We start from the raw sequence: 20,241 nt of genomic DNA, 5'->3' as shown, positions 1-20,241 counted from the left end.
GTCAGCCCTTGATCGCGCCGGCGGTCATCCCCGCCACGATCTTGCGGTTGAAGAAGATGAAAGCGAGCAGTGGCGGGATCGTGATGAGCACGATGTCCATGAACAGCAGGTTCCACTGCGTGCTGTATTGGCTTTGGAAGTTGTACAGGGTGAGCTGAACGGTGGCGTTCTCGTCACCGGGCAGGAAGTAGAGCGGGTTGACGAAGTCGTTGAAGACGGCGACCGACGTGGTCAGGATGACGGTGATCGTCACCGGCCGGAGCAGCGGGAAGATCACCTTGAAGAACAGCCGGAACCCGGTGCATCCGTCGATCATCGCCGCCTCGTCCAGCTCGCGCGGCACCGCCGCCACAAAAGCGCGATAAAGCAGCACCGAGTACGACATGTGGAAGGCGACTTCGACGAAGATGAGCCCCGGCAGCGTCTTGAACAGGCCGAGCGTCTGGAGCACCCAGATGGTCGGCACGATCGCCGGCGGGATGATCAGCCCGGACAGCACCAGGAAGTTGACCACCGACCGCATGCGGCCCGCCCGGCGCTGCAGCACGAACCCGGCCATGGAGCAGAAGACGACCAGCAGCGTGACCGCCACGACCGTGAGGATCGTGCTGTTGAGGAAGGCGCGCAGCAGCACGTAGTCGCGCGCCTCGATCACCTCGACGAAGTTCTGGACTATGGGCCAGCTCGTCGGCCAGCCGAAGTCCAGCTCCGCCGACTGGACCTCGTCCTTGACCGCCGTGAGCACCATGAACGAGAACGGCACGACGAAGATGACGACGGCCAGGAGGACCACGATGAGTTCGGGCCCGGATCTGCGCAGCGCCCTCATGCGGCGACCTCCCTGGCGCTCAGGAAGCGGGTGAGCGGCACGACCAGCGCGGTGACCACGATGAACAGGATCACGTTCCCGGCGGTCGACAGGCCGAAGAACCCCGCCTGATACTGCTTGTAGATGATCGAGGCGATGACGTCGCTGGTGAAGCCGGGTCCGCCGCGGGTCATCGTCCAGATGAGGTCGAAGGACCGCAGCCCGCCGATGAAGGACAGGATGATCACTGAGTTGGTGGCGGGCCAGCTCAGCGGCAGCGTCACGAACCTGAACCGGTGCCAGGCGCCGCCGCCGTCGACCGCGACCGCCTGGTAGTAGTCACGCGGGATCGACATCATGCCGGCGATGTAGATGACGGTGGCCAGGCCGACGCCCTTCCAGACGTCCACGAGCGCCACCGACAGCAGCGCGGTGTTGGCGTCGCCGAGCCAGTCGGGGCCCGAGATGCCCACCAGGGCCAGCGCCTTGTTCACCAGCCCGGTGTCGGGCTTGAGCAGCACGCTGAACGTGATGCCGACCGCGACCGTGCTCACCAGCACCGGGAAGAACACCACCGAGCGCAGGAAACCGCGCAGCTTGATCCGCGAGGTGAGCAGCACGCCGAGCGCCATCCCCAGCACGACCTTCAGCCCGCTGGTGGTCACCGCGTAGATCAGGGTGTTCTGGAAGCCGATCCGCAGGTTCTGCTCGGCGAAGAAGTCGGTGAAGTTCTCCAGCCCCACGAAGGTGCTGTCGAACAGCGTCCACCTGGTCATCGAGAAGTAGAAGGCCATGATCGTCGGAACCAGGAAGACGATCGTGTAGACGAGTCCCGCGGGCACATAGAACAGGTAGGGGTACGGGTTGCCGCCGCGCCCGCCCTTCCCCTTGCGCGCGCGGGCACGCCGCCCGGCCGCCGCGGTGGGCGGCTCGGGCGACGTGGCCGTGCTCGGCCTCGACGAGGTCACCACCCCGCGAGCCCCAGTTGCTTGGCCTGCTTCTCCACGTCCTTGTCGTACTGGGCCGCCCCCTCGGCCGCCGTGGTCAGGCCGGAGCCGACCGCGACGGTGATCTGCTCAAGGGACGGGCCCTTGACCGGGGAGACGAACTCCAGCGCGGGCGCGGACGCCTTGTTGTCGAGGTAGACCTGCAGGTCCTTCGCCACCTGGACCGCGTCGTCCGGCAGCTTGGCCCCCTTGATCCGGTACGGTCCGGCCGGCGGGGTGCCCTTGCCAAGGGCGGCCGTACCTTCCGGGGAGGCTATGAAGGCCAGGAACTTCTTGGCGGCGTCGAGATGCTTGGTCGTCTTGGGGATGTAGGCGGCGCTCGGCTCCCAGACCGTGGCGCCGTTCTTGGCGGCGTCGTCACCCGGCAGGCCGAAGAAGCCGACGTCGGTGCCCACCTGCGGGAACTTCTTGATGAAGCCGGGCACCACCCCGGTGAGCAGGGGATAGTGCACGCCCTGGCCCTCGGCCAGCAGCTTGACCCCCGCGTCGAGGTTGGCCGAGCCGAAGCCCTTGTTGAGGTACCCCTTGGCGTGCACCTCTTCCAGGCGCTTGAAGCCGGTCAGCGCGGCCGGGGTGGTGGCGTACTTGGCCTTGTTGGCCGTGTAGTCCTGCGCGAAGGTCGGCGAGGCGGCCTGCACGTTGAAGAAGTCCGCGAGCACGAACAGCTGCGAGGTCCAGGTGTCCTTGAACGTGGAGATCACCGGCGTCAGCCCGGCGGCCTTGATCTTGTCGTTGTTGGCCGTGAACTCGGCCCAGCTCTTGGGCACCTGCAGCCCGAGCTTCTCGTAGACCTTGCGGTTGTAGAGGATGCCGCCTCCGGTGGCGGTTCCGGTCGGCACGCCGTACGCCTTCCCGCCCTGGGTGACAACGGGTAGGTACGACTCCTCCACGTTCTTCATGACCGGGTCGCCGGTGAGGTCGACGAGGGTCTGACCGGGGTTCAGGGCCTGGAGCAGGGACCCGGAGTTGTACCAGAAGACGTCGCTCATCTCGCCCGTGGACAGCCGGGTCTTGATGATGTTGTCGCCCTCGGTGCCCGCCGGGCGGGTCTCCGACTCGATCTTGATCTTCGGGTTGGCCGCCTCGAAAGCTTGGACGACTGCTTTGGCCCCGTTGACCGTGGCTTCGTTGTTGTCGTAGAGGAAGGAGATCGTGACGCTGCCGTCGGCGGCCGTCGTGCTGCCGGACGAGCCGCATGCCGCCAGGGAAAGGAGGGGGAGGGCGGCGGAGAAGGCCACCCCGAGTCTGTGAAGCGTGGTCTTCATAACACCCCTTGGGGCTCGAAGCTTAAATCGTTTCAATGGCCTCGTTAGGGCGTTAACATAGGCTTTACGTTCCGGGGCCGTCAAGGCTCTCCTGCGGTAACGAAACGGAAACGTATCAGCGACTCAAGGCGTGTCATCCGCCCAGATACCCGCAAACTTCCGCTCTGAAGCGAAACGATTCAAGCCTTCAACGCCGACGACCCGTCCCCTTATCCTGGACGTCCGACCCCTGGCGCCTAAGGAGTTCCCATGCACGTCGTCGTCACCGGTGCCCACGGAAAGGTCGGACGTGCGGCCACCCAGGCGCTGCTCGACGCCGGTCACGAGGTGACGGCCGTCGACCTCACCCGCCCGGTCTGGGAGCGGACGGAGCCCGGCGCCCCCCGCTACCAGCAGGCCGACCTGACCGACGCCGGAGCGGCGTACGCGGTGGTGCGCGGCGCCGACGCGGTCGTCCACGCCGCCGCCATCCCCGAGCCCAGCACCAACCCGCCGCACGTGGTCTTCCAGAACAACCTGATGTCCACCTTCAACATGCTGGAGGCGGCGATCAGGTTCGGCGTGACCCGCTTCGTGAACATCTCCAGCGAGACCGTGCCCGGCTTCTTCTTCCCCGAGCGGCCGTTCCTGCCCGACTACGCGCCCGTGGACGAAGAGCACCCGATCCGGCCGCAAGACCCCTACGCCACCGCCAAGCACTTCGGCGAGCAGCTCATGGACGCGGCCGTGCGCCGGTCAGACATCCGATGCGTCTCCATTCGGCCGAGCTGGGTGCAGCACGAGGGCAACTACGAGCGCAACCTGGGCCCGCAGATCCGCGACGGACAGCCCGGAGCCGGGCTGTGGAGCTACATCGACGTCTACGACCTGGCCGACGCCATCGTGCTGGCCACCGAATCCGACCTGCCGGGACACGAGGTGTTCTACATCGCCTCGCCCGACAACGTCGGTGGCCACGACTTCGCGACGGCCCTGCGGGAGCACTACGGCGACGCCATCGCGCTGCGGCCGCTCAGCCGTCCGGACGCCTCCGGCATCTCCTGCGCCAAGGCGGTGCGCATGCTCGGCTGGGCGCCCAAGCGCTCGTGGCGCGACTACCTGGACGAGGACGGCCGGGCGCTCAAGGCTCCTATGAAGTGATCTTGGTGATGCGTACGGCGTCCGCGATGACGTACCCGGTCGTGGAGGTCCAGCGGCTCACCCCGACCACGTTGTAGGTGCCCGCGTCGAGGGTGTAGGTGCCGAGGGTCCGCCACTGCCCGCCGCCCGAGCGCTGGTCCACGACCACGGTCTGGTTCCCGCCCGACGCCGCCACGAGATACGGCGTGGCGCTGTTGTAGCCCGCGTTGGCGGCGTACCAGACCTCCACCCGGTAGTTCCCGGCGCTCGGGATGGCCGCCTTGAACCACGCCGGGTCGCTGGCCGCGACGGGGTCGGCGAAGCGGTAGTCGGCGCCGTAGAGCTGCGCCGAGAACGACGAGGTGCCCCAGGAGGAGCTCGCGGCGAACCCGGCGTCGGAGTTGTCGACCACGACGCTGAACGCCGCCGTGCCCGTCACCACCGCGCCCGCGCTCGGCGCGCTCTCCTGGTGCGTCCGGTTCAGTGCGGTCACGTAGTAGGTGTAGCCGCCGGTGGCCGTCGCCGTGGCGTCGGTGAAGGTGGTCTTCCTGGTCGTGCCGAGCAGGTTGCGGGCGTCGGCGTACGCGCACGGATCGGCCGCCGGTCGGGAGCCGTCGACCCGGTAGATCGCGTAGGCCGTGGCGCCGGCGCCCTGCCACGACAGCGCCACGCCGCCCGAGCCCCTGGTCGCCGCCGCGCTCGTGGGAGCCGCCGGTGCGGCGGCGGTGCCGCGGGCGGGCAGCAGGGCGGGCTTGGCGTAGTGGGCGTTGACCAGCGCGGCGATGGCGCCGATCCGGTTCGCCTTGACGTCCTTGGCGCTGAAGTAGATGTCGCCGGCCACCTCGGGGTGCTTCCTGTTGTCGTAGAGGTGGTCGCTGAGCTCGGCGGGATCCTGCCAGGCCGCGTCCTGGCCGCTGGCGCCCGCGCGGTAGGCGGCCTGGCCGACGACCAGCTGGACCCCGGTGCCGCGCACCACGCTCGACCACCAGGCGGTCAGCACCGCGTAGTCCGCCGGGGCGTACCCGATGTTCCAGTAGATCTGCGGCGCGAGGTAGTCGACCCAGCCCTGCTTGACCCAGAGCCTGCTGTCGGCGTAGATCGCGTCGTAGGACTGCAGGCCAGAGGTGCTGGACCCGAGCGGGTCGGTGCTCGCGTTGCGCCAGATGCCGAACGGGCTGACGCCGAAGGAGACCCAGGACTTGGCGGCGTGGATGCGCTGGTCCATCTCGCGCATCAGCTGGTTGACGTTGTCGCGCCGCCAGTCGGCGATGTTGCCGAACCCGCCGCCGTACTGGGCGTATGTCGCGGCGTCCGGGATGGTCTCGCCGCTGACCGGATAGGGGTAGAAGTAGTCGTCGAGGTGCACGCCGTCGAGGTCGTAGCGGGTGACGGCGTCCATGATGGCGTCCTCGATGAAGTCGCGGACCTCCGGGATGCCGGGGTTGTAGTAGAGCTTGCCGCCGTAGGCGAACCGCCAGGCCGGATGCGTCCGGGCCGGGTGGGTCGCCACCAGCTTGCTCGGGTCGGCGTTGTTGGCGATCCGGTACGGGTTGAACCAGGCGTGAAACTCCAGGTTGCGGGCGTGCGCCTCGGCGACCATGAAGGCCATCGGGTCGTAGCCGGGATCCTTGCCCTGGGTGCCGGTGAGCCACTGTGACCACGGCTCGTACGACGAGGGCCAGAACGCGTCCGCTGTCGGCCTGACCTGCACGAACACCGCGTTCATCCGCTTGGACACGGCCAGGTCCAGCCACGCCCTGAACTCCGCCTGCTGGGCCGCCACGCTCAGCCCCGCGCTGCTCGGCCAGTCGATGTTGGCGACCGAGGAGACCCACATGCCCCGTAACTGCCGCTTGGGCGTCGCGGGATCGGTCACGCACGCCGCCGCCGAGACGGCGGGGGTCGTGGAGGGGACGACGAGAGCGGTGAGCACAAGGGCGACCGTGGCCAGGATGGTGCGCAGGGGGTGCGTGGTCACGAAAAGAAGTTTCATCTTCTCCCGGACTGAGCGCAATAGTCTTCAGCCAATCCGGGGGACCCAACTTTCCGCCCCAGATGTCCGAGTACGGGCGGAAAGTTTCTTCTAACTCGTCAGTAATGTCAATTATCGACATCTGTCAGGAACCGGCTTACTGTGCAGCCGTCGACCCTTAACGAGGGAGCTCCCATGTCACTCTCCCCCAAGCGATTAACGGCTCTCGTCTCCACGGTCCTCGCCGCCCTCCTGGTCTTCGCCGGCCAGCCCGCCGTCGCGGCCAAGGACACGCCGCTTTCGGACGCCTTCGCCCGCGCCGCCGCGGCCCAGGACGTCCCGCGCGACCTGCTCGTCGCGCTCGCCTACGCCGAGACCCACCTCGACGGCCACAACGGCGAGCCCAGCGCCAGCGGCGGATACGGCGTGATGCACCTGGTCAGCAACCCCACCACGAAGGCGCTGGAGAAGGCGTCCGGGCTCACGGGGCTGCCGGTCAAGAAGCTGCGCGCCGACACCGCGGCCAACATCCTCGGCGGTGCCGCGCTGCTGCGCGCCAACGCCGACGAGCTCGGCCTCGACGAGGCCGCCAGGAAGGACCCCGGCCGCTGGTACGAGGCCGTGGCGAAGTACGGCAACACCGCCTCGCCCCAGCTCGCCCGCCTCTACGCCGACGCCGTCTACGAGCTGCTCGGCCTCGGAATCCAGGCCAAGGACGTACGCGTGGCGCCGCAGGAGGTGACGGCCGATCGCGGCCAGTACGCCGAGACGCGCTCGTTCGGCGCCGCCGAGGCGGCCAGCCCCGACTACCCGGACGCCACCTGGGCGGCCGCCAGCTCCAGCAACTACACCGCCTCCAGCCGCGAGTCGAGCTACGCCATCGACCGGGTGATCATCCACGTGACGCAGGGCTCCTACGCCGGGACGATCTCCTGGTTCCAGAACCCCAGCGCCCAGGTCTCGGCCCACTACGTGGTCAAGTCGTCCAACGGCGCGATCACTCAGATGGTCCGGGACAAGGACATCGCCTGGCACGCCGGCAACTGGACGTACAACACCAGGTCCATCGGCATCGAGCACGAGGGCTACGTCAGTGAGGCCTCGTGGTTCACCGACGCGATGTACCGCTCCTCGGCCGCGCTGACCAAGTACATCTGCGACAAGTACGGCATCCCGAAGGACCGCAGCCACATCATCGGCCACTCCGAGGTGCCCGGCGCCGACCACACCGACCCGGGGCAGTACTGGAACTGGACCACGTACATGAACTACGTGACCGGTGGCGGCGGCACCCCGACGTGGACCACCACGGTCGACAACACCACCTCCGGCCAGTTCACCGCCAGCGCGAACTGGGGCACCTCCACCTACTCCACCCAGCGCTACGGCGCCGACTACCGGTTCGCCGACCCCGTGGCCGCCAGCGACCCGGCCTGGTACCAGGCGACCATCCCCAGCGCGGGCACCTACCGCGTGGAGGTCTGGTATCCGGACGATCCCGGCTACAACAGCTCCGCGCCGTACATCGTGGCCTCCTCCGGCGGCAACCAGACGGTGTACGTGGACCAACGCTCCGGCGGCGGCAGCTGGAAGAGCCTCGGCACCTTCTCACTCGCGGCGGGCACCGCCAACGTCGTGGGAGTCAGCCGGTGGACCTCCGGCACCGGCCTCGTCATCGCGGACGCCGTCCGCATCAGCAAGGTCTGAGATCTGGTACGGCCCGTGCCCGATCGCACGGGCCGTACTTGTTCACCGCGGCCAAATAAACATCGATAAATATATGCCCATTCGCTAATAAGTGGACCGATGGAAACTTCCCCCTTTGCACGTCCTGGCAAAGGATGTTAGATGGAGGGGTCTTGACCGGCCACGCTTCGGGGCGGCGCGGCAGTCGATCGCACTCCGGCAAGGAGGCTCGTGCACATGGCGCTGGTTCTTGACGGCGTCCGCGTACGGCAGCGCGGGGAAACCTGGCTGCACGACATCCACCTGGAATTATCCCATGGAATGACCACGCTCGTCGGGCCGATGGCAGCGGGGAAGACGACCCTGATGCGGGTCGTCGGAGGACTGCTTCCACCCGACGCGGGGCGGGTCGTGGTGAACGGAAAAGACGTAACGGCTATTTCCGTGCGCAAACGCTCGGTCGCCTTCGTCTATCAGCAATTCATCAATTATCCCTCGCTCTCGGTCTACGAGAACATCGCCTCACCGCTGCGCATGGCGCGCTCCTTTCCCAAGAAAGACATCGATCGGCGGGTGCGCGAGGTCGCCGAAATCATGGGCATCGGCGACCTGCTCGACCGCCGGCCCGCCGAGCTGTCGGGCGGCCAGCAACAGCGCACCGCGATCGCCCGCGCGCTGGCCCGGCCGGTCGACGTACTGCTGCTCGACGAGCCGCTGGCCAACCTCGACTTCAAGCTCCGCGAGCAGTTGCGGGGCGATCTGAAGAACATGTTCCGCGACTCGCCGAGCGTGGTCCTCTATTCGACGGCCGACCCGGCCGAGGCGCTGACCTTCGCCTCGCCGACGGTGGTCCTGGGCGAGGGCCGGGTGCTGGACGTGGGCGACGTGGCGGACATGTACGCCCAGCCGCCGACGCTGGCCGTCGCCGCGACGCTCAGCGATCCGCCGCTCAACCTGCTGCCCGGCGTCGTGCGCGAGGGCCGGATCGAGTGCCTGGGCAGCTCGTTCCCCTCTCCCGGCGCGCACGCCTCGGGACGGAACGTGGTGCTCGCGGTACGCCCCCACCAGGTGACGATCCAACGAAGTGGAGCCGGCGTGCTGGAGTTCCCGGCGGAGATCAGGCTCGCGGAGGTGACGGGCAGCTCGACCTTCCTGCACCTGCAGCTGATCGACGGGCGGCACCTGGTCGCCCAGCTGCCGGGCCCCCAGCTCTTCACCCCCGGCGAACGGGCCATGGCCTACGTGGACCCGGCGCACATCTTCGTCTTCGACGAGGCCGGCGGTCGCCTGCTCGCCACCTCCGCCGCGGAGGTCGACCTGCATGGCTGACATCCGGCTCGAAGGCGTGGGACACAGCTACGACGGCGGCCGGACCTGGGCGCTGCGGCCGATGACGTGGACCTGGCGGAGCTCACGGGCGTACGCGCTCCTCGGCCCGAGCGGGTGCGGCAAGACGACGCTGCTGAACATCATCTCGGGGCTGCTCTCCCCCACCGTGGGACGGATCTTCTTCGACGACCGCGAGGTGACCGCCGTGCCGACGGCGGGCCGCAACATCGCGCAGGTCTTCCAGTTCCCGGTGCTGTACGAGGAGATGTCGGTCTACGACAACCTGGCCTTCCCGCTGCGCAACCGGAAGTATCCCAAGGCGGAGATCGACCAGCGGGTACGCCGGGTCTCGCAGCTCCTCGGCCTGGACGACCACCTCAAGCGCAGGTCGCGGCGGCTGGATCCGGGCCGGCAGCAGATCGTCAGCCTGGGGCGCGGGCTGGTCCGCTCCGAGGTGGCCGCCGTACTCCTCGACGAGCCGCTCACCGTCGTGGACCCCGCGCTCAAGTGGACGCTGCGCAGCAAGCTCAAGGAGATCCACCGCGACACCGGGCACACGCTCATCTACGTCACCCACGACCAGACCGAGGCGCTGACCTTCGCCGACGAGGTGGTCGTGCTCAACGAGGGCGCGATCGTGCAGGCGGGCGAGCCGACGGAGCTGTTCCTGTCGCCCGCACACGAGTTCGTCGGCCACTTCATCGGCTCGCCCGGCATGAACGTCGTGCCCGCCGAAATCGCCGACGGGGTGGTCAGAGTGGCGGAGACGGACGTCGGGCAGGCGGTCAGCGACCAGGAGGGCGAGCTGGAGCCGGGGCCGGTGCGCATCGGGGTGCGGCCGGAGTTCGCCCGGCTCGGCGGTGAGGGAGCCTCGCCCGGACTGCCCGTACGGGTGACGGGGGTGGACCGGATGGGCGCCTACAACCTCGTGCACGTCGAGGCCGGTGGCCACCCGGTGATCGCCAAGACGGAGGCGGACGCCCGGTTCGCGCCGGACGCCGTGGAGTTCCTGCGCTTCGCACCGGATCGCGCGTTCCTGTTCAGGGACTCGGTCAGGTGCGGGTCCATCGCACCACTCAACGGGCTCGATGGAAAGGGCGCACCGCTCGACGGGCTCGACGAACTCGACGGAGAGGGCGCATCGTGACCGAGCAGAGCGTCACCGTCGCGGGCAGCCAGGTGGGCGGCGAGATCGTCACCGGCGCCGCCCCCCAGGACGGCACGCCCGACACCCGGGTGAGCCTCAAGCCGAAGAACAACCGCGCCTGGCTCCTCGTACTGCCGGTCGTCGTGTCGGTGGCCTTCACCGCCGTGATCCCGCTGATGACGGTCGTGAACTTCTCCGTCCAGGACATCTTCAGCCCCGACGACCGGATCTTCGTGGGGCTGGAGTGGTTCAGGTCCGTCGCCCGCGACCCCGAGATCCGCGCCGCGTTCGTGCGGACCCTGCTGTTCTCGGCCCAGGTGCTGCTGCTGGAGATCCCGCTCGGGGTGGCGCTCGCGGTGGCGATGCCGCGCCGCGGGGTCTGGGTGTCGGTGGCCCTGGTCATCGTCGCGCTGCCGCTGCTCATCCCGTGGAACGTGGTGGGCACCATCTGGCAGATCTTCGCCCGCGCCGACATCGGGCTGGGCGGCTGGACGATCAACAACGTCCTGGGCATCGACTTCAACTACACGCTGGATTCCACCGACGCCTGGATCACGGTCCTGATCATGGACGTCTGGCACTGGACCCCGCTGGTGGCACTGCTGGCCTACGCGGGCCTGCGGTCGATCCCCGACCCCTACTTCCAGGCCGCGCAGATCGACGGCGCCTCGGCCTGGGCGACCTTCCGCCACATCCAGCTGCCGCGCCTGCGCGGGGTGCTGACGATCGCGATCCTGCTCCGGTTCATGGACAGCTTCATGATCTACACCGAGCCGTTCGTGGTGACGGGGGGCGGACCGGGCAACGCCACCTCGTTCCTGAGCATCCTGCTGTCGAAGGTCGCCGTCGGGCAGTTCGACCTGGGGCCGGCGGGCGCTTTCTCGCTGCTGTACTTCCTCGTCGTACAGATCGTCTCGTACGTCTTCTTCACCGTGCTGACCAGGTCAGGGAGGTGACCGCGATGGCCGAGGGGCAGGTCGCCGTGGCGCGGCGGGCCGGGTGGCAGCTGCCATGGGCGCGGGCGGTGTTCTGGTTGTACGCCGCCACCCTGATGCTGCCGCTGTTGTGGATGTTCGGCATGTCCATCCGCCCGAACGAGGACATTCTCGGCAGTTTCTCGCTCATTCCGCAGCGGACCACGCTCGACAATTACCGGACTTTCTTCACCGACCCGGTCTGGTATTCGAGCTACCTGAACTCCATCATCTACACGTCGCTGAACGCGGTGATGTCGCTCATCGTGGCGCTGCCGGCCGCCTACGCCTTCTCCCGGTTCAGGTTCGCCGGGGACAAGCACCTGTTCTTCTGGTTGCTGACGAATCGCATGGCGCCGCCGGCCGTGTTCCTGCTGCCCTTTTTCCAGATTTATCAGAGCGTGGGGTTGTTCGATACGCACCTGGGCGTGGCCATCGCGCACATGCTGTTCAACGTCCCGCTCGCCGTCTGGATCCTCGAAGGATTCATGTCCGGGATACCGCGCGAGATAGACGAGACGGCGGCGATCGACGGCTATTCCCTGCCGCGATTCTTCCTGCGTATCTTCCTGCCGATGATCCGCTCCGCGGTGGGCGTCACCGCTTTCTTCTGCTTCATGTTCAGCTGGGTCGAACTGCTCATCGCCAGGACCATCACCTCGGTCAACGCCAAGCCGATCGCCGCCACGATGACGCGGACGGTGAGCGCGGCCGGAGTGGACTGGGGCCTCCTGGCCACGGCGGGCGTGCTGACCATCATCCCCGGAGCCATCGTCATCTGGTTCGTGCGCAACTACGTGGCTAAGGGCTTCGCTCTTGGAAGGGTCTGACGATGCAGTGGATGGTGTGGACCCTCCCCACGGCCCTGGTCTTCATCGGCCTGGCGCTGATGCTGTGCGGCATGGCGATCTGGGGCCACTTCTCACCCCCGGTGGCCCGGCGCGGCTTCCTGCGCATCGAGACCGACCGTGGCGACCGCTTGTACATCGGCCTGATCAGCGCGGCCGTCGTACTCGCCGGCTGGATCGCCGTCACCGACCTGTCCATGTGGCTGGCTCTGGCGTGCGCGCTCCTGGTGACCATCGTGATCGGGATTTGGGGCTGACCGAAGGAGGCATGAGGCGATGAGACGTCCAAGAGGCAGGACCACGGCCGTTGGCCTGGCCGTGCTCGTCTTGCTGGGGGCCGGGTGCTCAGCGGGCGAGCAGAAGCCCAAGAGCGATTTCACCGAGGCCCAGGGGAAGGCGGCGGCACAGAAGTGGGTGTCGAGCGAGTTCACGCCGAGCACCCTGTCCAAGGATCAGCAGCTCGCGGAGATGGACTGGTTCACCAAGGCCGCCGCGCCGTACCGCGGCATGGAGATCAACGTCGTCTCCGAGACGATCACCACCCACGAGTACGAGTCGCAGAAGCTCGCCAAGGCGTTCACCGACATCACCGGGATCAAGGTCAAGCATGACCTGATCCAGGAAGGTGACGTGATCGAGAAGCTGCAGACGCAGATCCAGGGCAACCAGAACATTTACGACGCCTACGTGAACGACTCCGACCTCATCGGCACCCACTTCCGCGGCAACTACGTCTTCCCGCTGTCCGACTACATGGCGGGCGAGGGCAAGGCGGTCACCTCGCCCACCCTCGACCTGAACGACTTCATCGGCACCAGCTTCACCACCGGGCCGGACAAGAAGCTGTATCAGCTCCCCGACCAGCAGTTCGCCAACCTCTACTGGTTCCGCTACGACTGGTTCACCAATCCCACGTACAAGAAGCAATTCAAGGAAGCCTACGGCTACGACCTCGGCGTGCCCGTCAACTGGGCGGCCTACGAGGACATCGCCGACTTCTTCACCAACAAGGTCAACGGCAACGGGACCATCGACGGCAAGAAGGTCTACGGCCACATGGACTACGGCCGCAAGGACCCCTCGCTCGGCTGGCGCTTCACCGACGCGTGGCTGTCCATGGCCGGCAACGGCGACCCGGGCATCCCGAACGGCCTGCCGGTGGACGAGTGGGGCATCAGGGTGGAGAACTGCCGCCCGGTCGGCTCCTCGATGACCCGCGGCGGCGACACCAACGGGCCCGCCTCGGTGTACGCGCTGACCAAGTACGTCGACTGGCTGAAGAAGTACGCGCCGAAGGAGGCGGCGGGCATGAACTTCAGCGAGGCCGGACCGGTGCCGGCGCAGGGCAACATCGCCCAGCAGGTCTTCTGGTACACCACGTTCACCGCCGACATGACCAAGCCGGGCCTCCCGGTCGTCAACGCCGACGGGACGCCGAAGTGGCGCGTCGCGCCCAGCCCGCACGGCGTCTACTGGAAGGAAGGCAACAAGCTGGGCTACCAGGACGCCGGCTCCTGGACCCTGCTCAAGAACACACCCAAGGAGCGCAGGGCGGCGGCCTGGCTGTACGCCCAGTTCGTCACGTCGAAGACGGTCTCGCTGAAGAAGTCGATCACCGGCCTGACCTTCATCCGCGACTCCGACATCAAGAGCGACTACTTCAAGGACAACTCCGCGAAGTACGGCGGCCTGATCGAGTTCTACAACTCCCCCGCCCGCAAGCAGTGGACGCCGACCGGGACCAACGTCCCCGACTACCCGAAGCTCGCCCAGCTCTGGTGGCAGAACGTCGCCACCGCCGTCACCGGTGAGACCACCGCCCAGCAGTCGATGGACAACCTGGCCAAGCAGCAGGACGACATCCTGTCGCGGCTGGAGCGCCGCGGCGGCAACTGCGCGCCCAAGCTGAACCCGGAGCGCGACGCCCAATACTGGCTGGACCAGCCCGGCGCCCCCGCGCCGAAGCTGGCCGACGAGCGCGGCAAGCCGGCGACGCTGGACTACGACAAGCTCATCGCCCAGTGGAAGACCGGAGGCTGATCAGTCGCGGCGGGACCGGCGGGTAATCTGTCGGTCCCCTCTCTTAGTGTGCCTACGCGGCCGGTAAGCGCGAATGATTGGATCGGTGCCGTGGAGGCCTCTGTCGAGCAGCTCGTGTACGTCCGTGAGGACGAATACACGGTTGCCCGGATGAGCGCGGAGACCACCCCCTCCTTCGTCGCCGCCGGCCGCGCGCTGGCCGGGGTACAACCGGGCGAGACGCTCGCGCTCACCGGCGAGTGGGGCGAGCACCCCCGCCACGGCAGGCGCTTCACGGTGACGGCGTGCGAGCGAATCGTGCCGTCCACCACTCGGGCCATCCAGCTCTACCTGGGCTCCGGCCTGATCCGCGGCATCGGCCCGCGGCTCGCCCAGGCCATCGTCGGCCACTTCGGCGAGGCGACGCTGACCGTCATCGACACCGAGCCCGAGCGGCTGAGGGAGGTCGTCAACATCGGCCCCGCCCGGCAGGGCCAGATCCTGGAGGCGTGGCGGGAGCAGAAGGAGATCGCCGCGCTGATGGTGGTCCTCCAGGGCTTCGGAGTCAGCCCGCTGCTCGCGGCCAAGATCTTCCAGGTCTTCGGCCGCGACTCGGCGGAGCTCGTCACCTCCGACCCCTACCAGCTCATCGGCCGGGTGCGCGGCATCGCGTTCGGCACTGCCGACAAGATCGCCCTCCAGTCGGGGGTGCCCGAGCACAGCCCGCAGCGGATCAAGGCGGCGCTGCTCGACCGGCTGGAGACGGCCGCCGCCAGGGGCGGCCACTGTTACCTGTCGCTCACCGCCCTGCTCACGCAGACCGCCGAGCTCGTCGAGCAGGATCAGGACGTGGTGCGGCCGATGATCGACGCCCTCACCGCCGAGCGGCGCGTGGTCGTCGAAGCGACTGCCGACCAGATCGTGGTCTACGGCAAGGAACTGCACAGCCGCGAGCTCAAGCTGGCCGAGCACCTGGGCAGGCTCTGGCAGGCCCGCTCGACGCTGCCCATGCGCGACTTCCGTGAGGACCCGGAGCTGCACGACGACCAGCGCGCGGCCGTGACCATGGCGCTGACCAGCACCGTCTCCGTCCTCACCGGCGGTCCGGGTTGCGGCAAGAGCCACACCGTGCGGGTCATCGCGGCCACCGCGCGGGCGATGGGCGGCCGGGTGACACTCGCCGCGCCCACCGGGAAGGCGGCCAAGCGCCTCTCGGAGCTCACCGGGCTGCCGGCCATGACCGTCCACCGGATGCTGGCCTACGAGCCCGACCCCGACGCGCTGTTCGACCAGACGCCCGCGCAGGCCGACCTGATCGTGGTCGACGAGGCGTCCATGCTGGACCTGCACCTGGCCACCCGGCTCACCTCGGCCATCCCGTCGGGCAGCCACCTGCTGCTCGTCGGCGACAGCGACCAGCTGCCCAGCATCGGGCCCGGCAGCGTGCTGGCCGACCTGCTGCGGGTCGAGGAGATCCCGCGCGTACGGCTCACGCATGTCTTCCGCCAGGCCGACGGCAGCGGCATCATCCACAACGCGCACCGCATCCGGGCCGGGCAGTTGCCCGGGATCCCGGGCGGTGGCGGCTTCTGGTTCGAGGAGCTCGACGACCCCGAGGCCGTCGCCGAGCGGGTCGTCCACCTGGCGACGGTGGCGATCCCCCGCAAGCAGGGCGTCGAGCCGGGCCAGGTGCAGGTGCTGTGCCCGATGCGCAAGGGCGCGGCGGGCACCGCCGAGCTCGGCCGCCGACTCCAGGAGCGGCTCAACCCCGCCCAGGAAGGACGGGCCGAGCACTGGTCGGGCGCCTCGGCCTTCCGGGTCGGCGACCGGGTCATGCCGATCCGCAACAACTACGACAAGGGCGTCTTCAACGGCGAGACGGGCACGATCACCGGCATCGTCCAGGAGCAGCGGCTCGTGGAGATCGCCATCGACGACGGCGAGACGGTGACCTACGGCTTCGACGAGCTCGACGACCTGTCCCACGCCTACGCGATCAGCGTGCACCGCTCGCAGGGCAGCGAATACCCGTTCGTGGTCGCGCCGCTCGTCGCCGAGTCCGGCGGCATCATGCTGCGCCGCCGGCTCCTCTACACCCTGGTCACGCGGGCCCGGTCGTGGGTGGTGCTGGTCGGCGAGCGCAAGGCCCTGGAGCTGGCGGTCGCCCGGCTCGGCGACCGCCGCAACACCGGCCTCACCCGGCGTCTGACCCATCTGCTGGCCTGACACCACCCGGCGTCCGGCCCATCCGCTGGCCGGACATCCCCCGAAGGAGCACCATGGCCATCGACTTCACCCTCGCCCCCGAGCACGAGAAGATCCGCGACCGGGTCCGGGCCTTCATCCAGGGCACGGTCATCCCGGCCGTCGACGAGGTGCCGGAGAGCGACCGCGCCGCCTATCTCCGGACGATCTTCCGGCTGCGTGAGAAGGCCAAGGCCGAAGGGCTGTGGCTGCCGCACATGCCGAAGGAGTGGGGCGGCATGGGGCTCGGCCACGTCGAGCTGGCCATGGTGCAGTCGGAGGCGGCCAAGACCCGGCTCGGGCCGTGGGTGCTCAACTGCATGGCGCCCGACGAGGGCAACATGCACACGCTGCTGCACTGGGCGAGCGACGCGCAGAAGGAGAAATACCTGCGCCCCCTGCTTGAGGGGAGCACGATGTCGTGCTTCGCGATGACCGAGCCAGAGGTCGCCGGCTCCGACCCCACGCTCATCCGCACGAGCGCGGTCAAGGACGGCGACGAGTGGGTGATCAACGGCCACAAGTGGTTCATCTCCAACGCCCGCCGGGCGGGCTTCGCCATCCTCATCGCCAGGACCGAACTCGACCTGCCAGAAGGGGCGCGGGGCGCCAACACGGCCTTCCTCGTCGACCTGCCCTCGCCGGGCTGGAACGACATCCGCGAGGTCGAGACCATGCACGGCTCGACGGGCCACAGCGAGATCGTCATCACCGACCTGCGGGTGCCCGACGACCAGGTGCTCGGCGGGCGGGGCAACGGCCACCGCCTCGGCCAATACCGCCTGGGCCCGGCGCGGCTGGCCCACTGCATGCGCTGGATCTCGCAGGCGGAGACAGCGCTCGACATGATGGTCGACCGCGCGCTCAGCAGATACAGCCACGGCTCCGTGCTCGCCGACAAGCAGGGGGTGCAGTGGCTCATCGCCGACTCGGCCATGGAGCTCTACCAGTGCAAGCTGATGGTGCTGCACGCCGCGTACAAGATCGACAAGGGCGAGGACTTCCGTACGGAGGTGTCGATGGCCAAGCACTTCGTGGCCAACAGCCTCAACCGCATCATCGACCGGGCGATCCAGGTGCACGGCGCGCTCGGCTACTCCACCGACACCCCGCTGGCCGGCATGTTCCAGCACGCCCGCTGGGCCAGGTTCGCCGACGGAGCCGACGAGATCCACCAGATGCGCATCGCGGAGCGGACGATCGCCGCCTACCGCGACACCGGCTCGACCGGTGCGGCCACCGGCGGCCTCCCCCTGTGACCCGCTGTCAGGGGCCCCGACCCGCCCGACTGCCAGCCGAGCAGGCGGCGCGGATGGGCGGGCGGCCGACCCGACCTCCGTTCTGCTGGGCGCACGACCGACGAACAGCCCGACCAATAGCCCATTCCTGCACCTCAACAGCGCCGGAAACACAAGAGCGGCGGCATCACCACGGCTTCCGCCGCTACTGGCGCATCAGCGCTACTCGTGACCGCTCTCGACGAGCGATCGTCGGATCCTTTGATCGGGGCTGGCTGCTCTCTTCCCTTCTTGAATCAAGATAGTATCCTTGATTCAAGAAGGGAGGCGGCCATGGACATCCGCGCCATCGGCGAGCGCGTCCGCACCGAACGAGAGCGGGCCGGACTCAACCAGCGGGACCTGGCCCGGCTGGCCGAGCTGCCGCAGCCCACCCTGGCCCGGATCGAGCTGGGCACCCGCACTCAGCTGACCGTCGCCGAGCTTGACCGCATCGCCACTGCCCTCGGCATTCCCCTGACTGATCTCACGCGCGGCAACCCGGTTCGCGAGCGCATCCGCATCGCCGCACGCATCGGCCAAGCCGAGCCGGAGGCAACCGCAGCCGCGGTAAGGCAGGCCGTCGACATCCTGGTCCTCGACGACCGGCTGGACCAGTTGGCCGCACCGCACCGCGCCCCCGACACAACAGCACCAGAACTGCCGGATCCCGGCCTTCCACCCGATGCGCAGGGGCAGGGGCTTGCTCGCACGGTCCGCTACCTCCTCGACCTCGGCGGTGCCCCGCTGGCCGACCCGGGGGAGCTGGCAGAACGGCTGACCAGCGCCGACACCGCAGTGCTCGACTTCCCCGCTGGAATCGACGGGTTCACCATCACCGATCCCGTCCGCGGCGTCGTCCTCATCACCGTCGGCTCCCGGGCCGTCGCCGAACGGCAGCGCTTCACCTTCGCCCACGAACTCGGTCACCTACTCTTCGGGGACGGCGCTCACAGTGATGCGGTCAGCGCCTGCCGTACCCCCGCCGAAATCCGTTGCGATGCCTTCGCCCGGCATCTGCTGGCTCCGCAGGACGGGATCCGCGCCTGGCTCGGTCCCGCCCACGGCCCGCTCGACGAACGGGCCTGCGCTCTGCTCGCCCGCCACTTTGGCGTCAGCCTCATGGTGATTCTCATCCAGCTGCAACACCTGGGCCTGCTGACTGCAACCCAGGTGGACACGCTGCGAGGACCGACCGGGGCGCAGCTCGCGCGCCGCTACGGATGGGGCTGGCAGTACGAATGCGAACAGGAAGCCGCCCGCACCCGGCGTCCACCCCGCCGGGTCCTCGAACGCGCCACCATCGCCTACCGTGCAGACCGGCTCGGCATCCGGGCACTGGCCAGACTCGAAGGCCGCGACCCTGAGGATCTTGAAATCGGCCTCGCCGACGCCGGCATCAGCCCATGCCCCGCCAATATTCGCCACGCCGATCTCGGACGGCTCCTCACCCGTGCCCGCACCAGCGAGGAAGCTTAACCCGCGTGTCCGATCCCGACGACGATATCTGCATCCTCGACGCGGTGATCTGCGTCCACTTCACCGGCGCCAACCTGCACCCGATCCTGATCGACGTGCTCACCCGGGCCGGGCTCATCCTCCTGGTCCCCCAGGAAGTCTGCCGTGAGATCGCCGGAAAGGACCGGAAATACCCGGGCCTGCGACAACGCTGGGCAAGGCTGGAAGCAAGCGATCGCATCCGCGTACTCCCCGAGCTCGAAGTGGCAACCGCGCCACCTCGTGTCGTCGAGGTGATCGAGGAGATCCGCGGGCTCGAACTCGAACAGGCCATCCGCGCCCGCCGCGATCTGGGCGAGGTCGTCGTGGTCGCCCACAGCGTCCACCTCGCCGAGCAGGGCCATGAGGTCATCGCTGCCATCGACGACCAGGAAGGACAGCGTCTCGCAGCCCGCTGGTGCATCCCCGTCCTCGGCATCGAAGACGTCCTCAGCCTCGCCATCCAGCTCGGCCATTTCCCCACACTCACGGACCTCCGCCAGGCATACACGCGACTCCGCCAGTACGGCGACGGGCTCCTGCCCCTGGAGAAGACCGGCCTACTCGATACTCATCAGCAATGGCTCCAGACATCCTGATCGCCGGTGTGATCGTGCGTGCATTCGGCCTGCCCGGCGTCGATCATCCGCCACAGCGCGCGCTCGGCCCCCGATCTCGTCGGGAAGACCTCGGGATAGGTGCGCACCTCGCCGTGCCGCTGGAACCGGACACGATGCCCCTCACCCTTCTTGGGACCTCGGATGCTGCCCACCGGGCGACGCCCCACCTTGTCCGCCAACTCGAAGACCTGCCCCCGCCGGCTTCGGCGCATCAGCCGGACAGCGAGTCCCACCAAGGGGTGCGTGACAAGCTACCGGCCGCTGGCCAGTATGTTCCAGCACGCCCGCTGGGCCAGGTTCGCCGACGGGGCCGACGAGATCCACCAGATGCGCATCGCCGAACGCACCATCGCCGCCTACCGCGACACCGGCTCCACCGCCGCAGCCACCGGCGGTCTTCCCCTGTGACCCGCCGGCAACTGCTAGATC

The 20,241-nt window shown here is 68.3% G+C and carries 18 protein-coding genes; 13 read left to right on the top strand and 5 right to left on the bottom strand.

Annotated features, from left to right (window positions below):
• Position 1: 1 nt before the first annotated feature.
• Genes ACGFJ2_RS07995 through ACGFJ2_RS07985 form a run of 3 tightly spaced genes read right to left on the bottom strand, consistent with a single transcriptional unit; the run spans position 2 to position 3,080 of the window.
• Positions 2–829, bottom strand: a complete 828-nt coding sequence (locus tag ACGFJ2_RS07995) for a carbohydrate ABC transporter permease (RefSeq protein ID WP_357941970.1) — start codon at positions 827–829, stop codon at positions 2–4.
• A complete protein-coding gene (locus ACGFJ2_RS07990; RefSeq protein ID WP_358536375.1) occupies positions 826–1,776 on the bottom strand; it encodes a sugar ABC transporter permease in 951 nt (316 codons plus the stop codon). Before ACGFJ2_RS07990 ends, ACGFJ2_RS07995 begins: the two co-directional genes overlap by 4 nt.
• Positions 1,773–3,080 (bottom strand): ABC transporter substrate-binding protein, encoded by a 1,308-nt coding sequence (locus tag ACGFJ2_RS07985; RefSeq protein ID WP_393465938.1) that lies wholly within the window; start codon positions 3,078–3,080, stop codon positions 1,773–1,775. Before ACGFJ2_RS07985 ends, ACGFJ2_RS07990 begins: the two co-directional genes overlap by 4 nt.
• A gap of 249 nt (positions 3,081–3,329) precedes the next feature.
• Between ACGFJ2_RS07985 and ACGFJ2_RS07980 the strand changes: the two genes are divergently transcribed.
• A complete protein-coding gene (locus tag ACGFJ2_RS07980; protein ID WP_393465935.1) occupies positions 3,330–4,220 on the top strand; it encodes an NAD-dependent epimerase/dehydratase family protein in 891 nt (296 codons plus the stop codon).
• On the opposite strand, the gene ACGFJ2_RS07975 is transcribed toward ACGFJ2_RS07980, so the two are convergent.
• A complete protein-coding gene (locus ACGFJ2_RS07975; protein ID WP_393465932.1) occupies positions 4,210–6,177 on the bottom strand; it encodes a family 10 glycosylhydrolase in 1,968 nt (655 codons plus the stop codon). The two genes, ACGFJ2_RS07980 and ACGFJ2_RS07975, sit on opposite strands and share 11 nt — an antisense overlap.
• A 189-nt stretch (positions 6,178–6,366) precedes the next feature.
• Between ACGFJ2_RS07975 and ACGFJ2_RS07970 the strand changes: the two genes are divergently transcribed.
• The 11 genes from ACGFJ2_RS07970 to ACGFJ2_RS07920 all read left to right on the top strand — a co-directional run bounded on the left by ACGFJ2_RS07970 (position 6,367) and on the right by ACGFJ2_RS07920 (position 19,791).
• Positions 6,367–7,878 carry an N-acetylmuramoyl-L-alanine amidase gene (locus tag ACGFJ2_RS07970; protein WP_393465929.1) on the top strand — a complete coding sequence of 504 codons (1,512 nt, stop codon included), beginning with the start codon at positions 6,367–6,369 and terminating at the stop codon, positions 7,876–7,878.
• Positions 7,879–8,094: 216 nt separating this feature from the next.
• A complete protein-coding gene (locus ACGFJ2_RS07965) occupies positions 8,095–9,186 on the top strand; it encodes an ABC transporter ATP-binding protein (protein WP_357941958.1) in 1,092 nt (363 codons plus the stop codon).
• On the top strand, positions 9,179–10,333 hold the full coding sequence (locus tag ACGFJ2_RS07960) for an ABC transporter ATP-binding protein (protein ID WP_393465925.1): 1,155 nt from the start codon (positions 9,179–9,181) through the stop codon (positions 10,331–10,333). The genes ACGFJ2_RS07965 and ACGFJ2_RS07960 overlap by 8 nt, the downstream gene beginning before the upstream one ends.
• Positions 10,330–11,289 carry a sugar ABC transporter permease gene (locus tag ACGFJ2_RS07955; protein WP_357941954.1) on the top strand — a complete coding sequence of 320 codons (960 nt, stop codon included), beginning with the start codon at positions 10,330–10,332 and terminating at the stop codon, positions 11,287–11,289. The genes ACGFJ2_RS07960 and ACGFJ2_RS07955 overlap by 4 nt, the downstream gene beginning before the upstream one ends.
• 95 nt (positions 11,290–11,384) lie before the next feature.
• Positions 11,385–12,137: a carbohydrate ABC transporter permease gene (locus ACGFJ2_RS07950; protein WP_357647321.1), complete on the top strand. Its 753-nt coding sequence runs from the start codon at positions 11,385–11,387 to the stop codon at positions 12,135–12,137.
• 11 nt (positions 12,138–12,148) lie between these two features.
• Positions 12,149–12,412, top strand: a complete 264-nt coding sequence (locus ACGFJ2_RS07945; protein ID WP_393465922.1) for a DUF2160 family membrane protein — start codon at positions 12,149–12,151, stop codon at positions 12,410–12,412.
• Between the two features lie 19 nt (positions 12,413–12,431).
• Positions 12,432–14,195 (top strand): ABC transporter substrate-binding protein, encoded by a 1,764-nt coding sequence (locus ACGFJ2_RS07940; RefSeq protein WP_393465919.1) that lies wholly within the window; start codon positions 12,432–12,434, stop codon positions 14,193–14,195.
• Positions 14,196–14,285: 90 nt separating this feature from the next.
• Positions 14,286–16,400 (top strand): ATP-dependent RecD-like DNA helicase, encoded by a 2,115-nt coding sequence (locus ACGFJ2_RS07935; protein ID WP_393465916.1) that lies wholly within the window; start codon positions 14,286–14,288, stop codon positions 16,398–16,400.
• A 53-nt stretch (positions 16,401–16,453) separates the two neighbouring features.
• The gene (locus tag ACGFJ2_RS07930) at positions 16,454–17,677 is read left to right on the top strand and encodes an acyl-CoA dehydrogenase family protein (RefSeq protein ID WP_393465914.1); all 1,224 of its coding nucleotides are present in this window, start codon (positions 16,454–16,456) and stop codon (positions 17,675–17,677) included.
• 312 nt (positions 17,678–17,989) lie between these two features.
• Complete coding sequence (locus ACGFJ2_RS07925) at positions 17,990–19,174, top strand: helix-turn-helix domain-containing protein (RefSeq protein WP_393465911.1); 1,185 nt, start codon at positions 17,990–17,992, stop codon at positions 19,172–19,174.
• 5 nt (positions 19,175–19,179) lie between these two features.
• Positions 19,180–19,791 carry a hypothetical protein gene (locus tag ACGFJ2_RS07920; protein ID WP_393465909.1) on the top strand — a complete coding sequence of 204 codons (612 nt, stop codon included), beginning with the start codon at positions 19,180–19,182 and terminating at the stop codon, positions 19,789–19,791.
• Here ACGFJ2_RS07920 and ACGFJ2_RS07915 read toward each other — a convergent pair.
• Complete coding sequence (locus tag ACGFJ2_RS07915; protein WP_393465906.1) at positions 19,767–20,045, bottom strand: hypothetical protein; 279 nt, start codon at positions 20,043–20,045, stop codon at positions 19,767–19,769. The two genes, ACGFJ2_RS07920 and ACGFJ2_RS07915, sit on opposite strands and share 25 nt — an antisense overlap.
• Before the next feature lie 10 nt (positions 20,046–20,055).
• Between ACGFJ2_RS07915 and ACGFJ2_RS07910 the strand changes: the two genes are divergently transcribed.
• Positions 20,056–20,220, top strand: a complete 165-nt coding sequence (locus ACGFJ2_RS07910) for a hypothetical protein (protein ID WP_393465904.1) — start codon at positions 20,056–20,058, stop codon at positions 20,218–20,220.
• Positions 20,221–20,241: the final 21 nt, after the last annotated feature.

The sequence above is a fragment of the Nonomuraea sp. NPDC049028 genome (genome assembly GCF_043197735.1).
Lineage (GTDB): Bacteria > Actinomycetota > Actinomycetes > Streptosporangiales > Streptosporangiaceae > Nonomuraea.
This window is presented reverse-complemented; position numbering and strand designations above follow the sequence as displayed.

What these genes read in the sequence shown, in the direction of transcription:
- ACGFJ2_RS07995 (WP_357941970.1), bottom strand. Translation starts at nt 829, where the DNA reads ATGAGGGCGCTGCGCAGATCCGGGCCCGAACTCATCGTGGTCCTCCTG.
- ACGFJ2_RS07985 (WP_393465938.1), bottom strand. Translation starts at nt 3,080, where the DNA reads ATGAAGACCACGCTTCACAGACTCGGGGTGGCCTTCTCCGCCGCCCTC.
- ACGFJ2_RS07980 (WP_393465935.1), top strand. Translation starts at nt 3,330, where the DNA reads ATGCACGTCGTCGTCACCGGTGCCCACGGAAAGGTCGGACGTGCGGCC.
- ACGFJ2_RS07970 (WP_393465929.1), top strand. Translation starts at nt 6,367, where the DNA reads ATGTCACTCTCCCCCAAGCGATTAACGGCTCTCGTCTCCACGGTCCTC.
- ACGFJ2_RS07965 (WP_357941958.1), top strand. Translation starts at nt 8,095, where the DNA reads ATGGCGCTGGTTCTTGACGGCGTCCGCGTACGGCAGCGCGGGGAAACC.
- ACGFJ2_RS07960 (WP_393465925.1), top strand. Translation starts at nt 9,179, where the DNA reads ATGGCTGACATCCGGCTCGAAGGCGTGGGACACAGCTACGACGGCGGC.
- ACGFJ2_RS07950 (WP_357647321.1), top strand. Translation starts at nt 11,385, where the DNA reads ATGCTGCCGCTGTTGTGGATGTTCGGCATGTCCATCCGCCCGAACGAG.
- ACGFJ2_RS07945 (WP_393465922.1), top strand. Translation starts at nt 12,149, where the DNA reads ATGGTGTGGACCCTCCCCACGGCCCTGGTCTTCATCGGCCTGGCGCTG.
- ACGFJ2_RS07940 (WP_393465919.1), top strand. Translation starts at nt 12,432, where the DNA reads ATGAGACGTCCAAGAGGCAGGACCACGGCCGTTGGCCTGGCCGTGCTC.
- ACGFJ2_RS07930 (WP_393465914.1), top strand. Translation starts at nt 16,454, where the DNA reads ATGGCCATCGACTTCACCCTCGCCCCCGAGCACGAGAAGATCCGCGAC.
- ACGFJ2_RS07925 (WP_393465911.1), top strand. Translation starts at nt 17,990, where the DNA reads ATGGACATCCGCGCCATCGGCGAGCGCGTCCGCACCGAACGAGAGCGG.